The following is a 5,104-nucleotide window of genomic DNA, read 5'->3' as shown; positions in this document are numbered from 1 at the left end:
TGGCACCCACCCGCTCACCTTCAAGAATGATGGTCAGACCTGCGCCTGATTCTGATGGTAAGAACTGAACATCAAGGTGGCCTGCCAAAACCTCCAGGGATGACTCATCGGCAAAATCAACCCCATGATTCATCGCTGCCAGGGCGGTTAACCGATACAACGCCCCACTGTCCAGCAACCTCCAGCCAAGCTCTCTGGCCAGCAGGGCTGCAATCGTTCCCTTGCCAGACCCGCTGGGACCATCAATGGTGACCACTGTCACTGGTGTCTGAGACTCACTCACTGGTATTTACCTTTACCACAATACGCATACCGGCTCGATTGGCCAGGCCTGCAAAATCCGGGAATGAAGTCGCCACATTTGCACAGTCAAGAATGCGAATATCGTCCTTTGCCCGCAGTGCAGCTACTGCGAATGACATGGCAATCCGGTGATCGCCATGGCTGTCAATAGTGCCACCGTTAAATACAGGCTTCCCCTTCTTTTCAGAAGCAGCATTACCGGAACCATTGATCATCATACCATCAGACAATGGTTGTGCATCAATACCCAGGGCAATCAAGCCATCGGCCATGGCCTGAATCCGGTCACTCTCTTTCACCCGAAGCTCACGGGCACCCGTGAGCAGCGTTCTGCCTTCTGCACAGGCTGCTGCAACAAAAAGCACCGGAAATTCATCAATGGCGATGGGCACCAGACGCTCAGGAATATCAATACCCTTCAGCGGCGCGGAACGCACCACCAGGTCGGCCACGGGCTCGCCACCCACAACGGACTCGTTTTCAAGGGTAATATCCGCCCCCATCAGCTGCAGGATCTCAACCACACCAGAACGGGTCGGGTTCATGCCAACATGGCAAAGACGAACCTCTGACCCCTCGGCGATTGAGGCTGCCACCATAAAGAATGCCGCTGAAGACACATCGGAGGGCACATCGATTCGGGTAGCTGTCAGCTTGCCCCCTCCTTTAATCGCGACCCTGCTGCCATCCTCACCATCGACCGAGACCGTATAACCAAAGCCATTCAGCATACGGTTGGTGTGGTCACGAACAATACCCGGAGCAACCGTCACCGTTTCACCATCTGCGTACATGCCCGCCAGCAACAGGCAGGACTGCACCTGGGCCGAAGCCATTGGCAGATGATACTCAATACCCTGCAACCGTCTACCGCCTTTGATCTTCAGTGGTGGGCGACCACCTTCTGAGGTCTCGATGGTGGCACCCATCTGGCCAAGCGGGTCCACCACCCGATTCATGGGGCGACCGGACAGGGAGTGATCACCGGTTAACGTAACATCAAAAGACTGGGCTGCCATCAACCCTGCCATCAAGCGCATGGCAGTACCGGCATTACCGAGATAAAGCGGCCCTTCCGGCGGCTTGAGGCCATGCATGCCAACTCCCTGAATAGTGACCTTGCCAAGATAGGGGCCATCAATCTGAACCCCCATATCCCGAAATGCCTTCAGGGTTGCCAGGGCATCCTCGCCTTCGAGAAACCCTTCAATCACTGTTTCCCCCTCCGCCAGGGCACCGAGCATGATGGAACGATGAGAGATAGACTTATCTCCGGGAACACGCAACTCACCGGAGATAGATCCTCCCGGGCTGGCAATAAATGTCTGGGTACTTTCTTTCATAGTGTCCATAACGTCTTTATCTGAATCTTCACCTTCAATCAGCACAGAGCCCGAAAAACCAGACGTCATGACAGAATCAGGCAATGGCTTCACCCGCTGCTTCCTGCTCTCCAGCAGAGAAGAGAAATGCTGACGCGCTGATTGCGCACGACTGAATATTCCCAGCAGCGACTGACTGTTTTTCTGCACAATCGCTTCCCGGAGTACCTGAAGGCCCTCGGTAAATTCATCCAGCGCTTCCAGCACCGCCTGATGATTACCCAGCGCCACATCATGCCACATAATAGGATCACTGCCAGCGATCCGGGTAAAATCCCGAAAGCCGCCCGCAGCAAAGCGAAAAATATCCTGATTATCCGGATTCCCGGCCAGCGTATCCACCAGTGAGAACGCCAGGAAATGGGGAAGATGGCTGGTCTTTGCCAGAACCTCATCATGATGACAGGGATCCATACTGGTGACCACTGCCCCACAGGCCTCCCAAAGCATCCTGACCTTTGCCAGTGCCAGAGAGTCGGTATTTGCCAACGGGGTCAGGATGACATCATGGGCCTGAAACAGGGTAGCTTTTGCGGCACCAACACCACTTTTTTCCGACCCCGCAATTGGATGGCCGGGTACCAGCCAGGAGGGAACTTTGCCAAAAACCTCACGGGCAGCATCCAGCAGCGCTTTTTTACTGGACCCGGCATCAGTAATCACTTTTTCAGCAGGAACGCCATCGGGCAAAAAGGAAGATAGCTGCGCAAGAACGGGCTTCATTGCCAGCATGGGCACGGCCAGCATAATCACATCAGCAGCGGCAACACCGGCGGAGAGGCTTTCGCAGCCATAATCAATGATCCCGAGCGCCTCGGCCTCTTCCAGTGAGGCTTTATTCTGGTCATAACCATACACTTGCCGACACGCACCGGCAGACTTTACCGCCGCTGCAAAAGATCCCCCGATCAGGCCCAACCCAACCACCAGCAGTGTATCAACTGTTTTCACAAACGCACTCCTTACGACGACTGACCAAGAACCTGGCTCAGCGCTTCCAGACAACGACGATTTTCTTCCGGCAAACCAATGGAAATACGGAGGTGCTCAGGCATGCCGTAATTGGCCACTGGCCGAACAATAATGCCTTTGGACAACAACCCTTCATAGACCGACATGGCATTCCGCTTGAGATCGACGGTGATAAAATTACCCGATGAAGGGATCCAGTTCAGCCCAAGGTCGGCAAACCCCTGCTCCAGGAATGCCATCCCCTGCTGATTAATCTCAATGGACTGCTGCAGATAAGCTTCATCCTTCAGTGCGGCAACCGCACCGAACTGAGCAGGAAGATTCAGGTTAAATGGCTGCCTCAAACGGTTCAGCACATCGGCTATTTCAGGATTGGATATCGAGTAACCGACCCGGGCCCCCGCCAGCCCATAAGCCTTGGAGAAGGTTCGGGTCACCACCAGATTGGGATAGCGGTCAAGCAGGTCGATACCATCAGGCAGGTCACCACCCACCCCATACTCAAAATAGGCCTCATCAAGGACAACGATCACCTCTTCCGGCACCTTACCCAGAAAACCCAGCAGATCCTGTTCACTGAAGCTGGTACCGGTGGGATTATTAGGATTTGCCAGGAAGACAATCCGGGTATTGGCCTGGATCGCTTCCGCCATGGCATCCAGATCATGACCATAGTTCAGCGCTGGAACCACAATACTCTCAGCCCCCACGGCCTTCACAGCCAGAGGATAAACAACAAAAGCATACTGAGAAAAAACCGCAGAACTGCGGGTATCCAGAAACGACTCCGCCAGAAGCACCAGCACATCATTGGACCCATTGCCCAGGGTTAACTGCTCCGGTGCTACCTTCAGTTTTTCTGCCAGCGCCTGTTTTAACTGATAACTGCTGCCATCGGGATAACGGGCCAGCTCTGCCAGGGATTCGGCCATTGCTTTCAGCGCAGCAGGTGGTGGCCCCAGAGGGTTTTCATTACTGGCCAGTTTGACAATATCCTCAACCTTCAAGCCCTGCTCCCTGGCAAGCTCCTCAATAGGCTTGCCTGGTTGATAAGGACTCATTCCTCTTACTCCGGGTACCGCCAGCTGCAGAAAATCACAGGACATAATTTGACCTTCAGTTGGGTTATTAAACTTGAAAACGGGCTCTCTCATTTCAGCCGATGAAAAAGCCATTTCAACTCGTGGCAATTTTTATTGATTATGGAAAATTTCAGCGGTAATACGCTTTTCGGGCAAAAACAGCCTGAAAATGTTGTTATCAGCTTCAACTATTGTCAAGAAGATAATCCCTAGGGAAGTTTAAGTACTGACGACAAATACAGTCCCTGGTTATAGATAAGTTCCCAACTCAGGGGCCTATAGAGATAGGCTTTCAGCGTCGGATCCAGCGGCAGATCCTGCACCGATTCCGACAACGGTTGTCCGGTTTTTTTCCGGTGTTCAACCAGGCGCGAGCGGATAGCGGTGCGAGCGCAGGCCTGAAGTGAGTGGGGCTGAAAATTACACGGAATAAGGCAACTCCTTCTGCCAGTCAGTCTGCGATTACATCTGGCACCTGAATCCAACAGAGCTTTTAAGCCTTCGTTGCTGCCACCTATAACGTCCAACGGTGTCACGCCCCTGCTGTTTTTTGCGTTATAGTTGGCCCCCTCAGCCAGCAGCACTTTTATTTTCTTGCCGAAAGCCCCCATTGCCGCTTTATGCAACGGGGTCCATTGCCTGTTACCAGCTCTGGCTTCAAGGTTGGCCCCCTCAGACAGCAGCACACCGATATGCCGCAGATCGCACCCACCATTACCAGCCGCATGGTGCAATGGCGTCCAGCCTAATTGATCAGTAGCTTCAAGATCGGCACCCGCGGCCAATAGTGCCTTGATCACCTCCGGCTCGTAAGCACCTGAAACCGCTAAAAGTAATGGCGTTGCCTGATAATTATCCCTGGCCTCAATATCGGCTCCCCAGGCCAGAAGCTCTTTCACAGCCCCATGGCTACGTGCCTCATGCAACGGAGTCTGGCCATAGTTATTGCGGGCTTTAACACTGGCACCTGCGACCAGAAGCGCCTTTAATTCTTCCAGATTGTATTGAACCGCCAGTGGCGTGTCTCCGTTATTATCCCTGGCCTCAATATCGGCACCCCGGGCCAGAAGCTCTTTCACAATCGCCTGGCTACGGACATTATGCAACGGAGTTCGACCAAGACGATTGCGGGCATTAACGCTGGCACCTGCGACCAGAAGTGCCTTTACAGCCCCAAAGCCGCCTCGATAAGAAACCACAGACATCAGTGGAGTCTCTTCACACCAGCCTTTGGCCTCAATATCAGCTCCCCTGACCAAAAGCGCTTTCACAATCGCCTGGCTACGGGCCTCATGCAACGGAGTTCGATAATCACGATCGCAGACATTAACTCTGGCCCCTGCGTCCAGAAGAACGTTGACAACA

The 5,104-nt window shown here is 53.5% G+C and carries 4 protein-coding genes; all 4 read right to left on the bottom strand.

All coding sequences use genetic code 11. The features are described from left to right. The coding region (locus tag ACO6V1_RS22290; protein ID WP_422468652.1) for a (d)CMP kinase at window positions 1-283 on the bottom strand (283 nt) is incomplete at its 3' end. Next, window positions 276-2,636: a bifunctional prephenate dehydrogenase/3-phosphoshikimate 1-carboxyvinyltransferase gene (locus tag ACO6V1_RS22285; protein WP_422460774.1), complete on the bottom strand. Its 2,361-nt coding sequence runs from the start codon at window positions 2,634-2,636 to the stop codon at window positions 276-278. The genes ACO6V1_RS22285 and ACO6V1_RS22290, both read right to left, overlap by 8 nt. 11 nt (window positions 2,637-2,647) lie before the next feature. Continuing rightward, on the bottom strand, window positions 2,648-3,763 hold the full coding sequence (hisC, locus tag ACO6V1_RS22280; protein WP_422468650.1) for a histidinol-phosphate transaminase: 1,116 nt from the start codon (window positions 3,761-3,763) through the stop codon (window positions 2,648-2,650). A gap of 185 nt (window positions 3,764-3,948) precedes the next feature. Then, window positions 3,949-5,104: ankyrin repeat domain-containing protein (locus tag ACO6V1_RS22275; RefSeq protein WP_422468648.1), on the bottom strand; the 1,156-nt coding region annotated here is incomplete at its 5' end.

Source organism: Endozoicomonas sp. ALC013, from assembly GCF_049310205.1.
Lineage (GTDB): Bacteria > Pseudomonadota > Gammaproteobacteria > Pseudomonadales > Endozoicomonadaceae > Endozoicomonas.
This window is presented reverse-complemented; position numbering and strand designations above follow the sequence as displayed.

What these genes read in the sequence shown, in the direction of transcription:
- hisC (WP_422468650.1), bottom strand. Translation starts at nt 3,763, where the DNA reads ATGTCCTGTGATTTTCTGCAGCTGGCGGTACCCGGAGTAAGAGGAATG.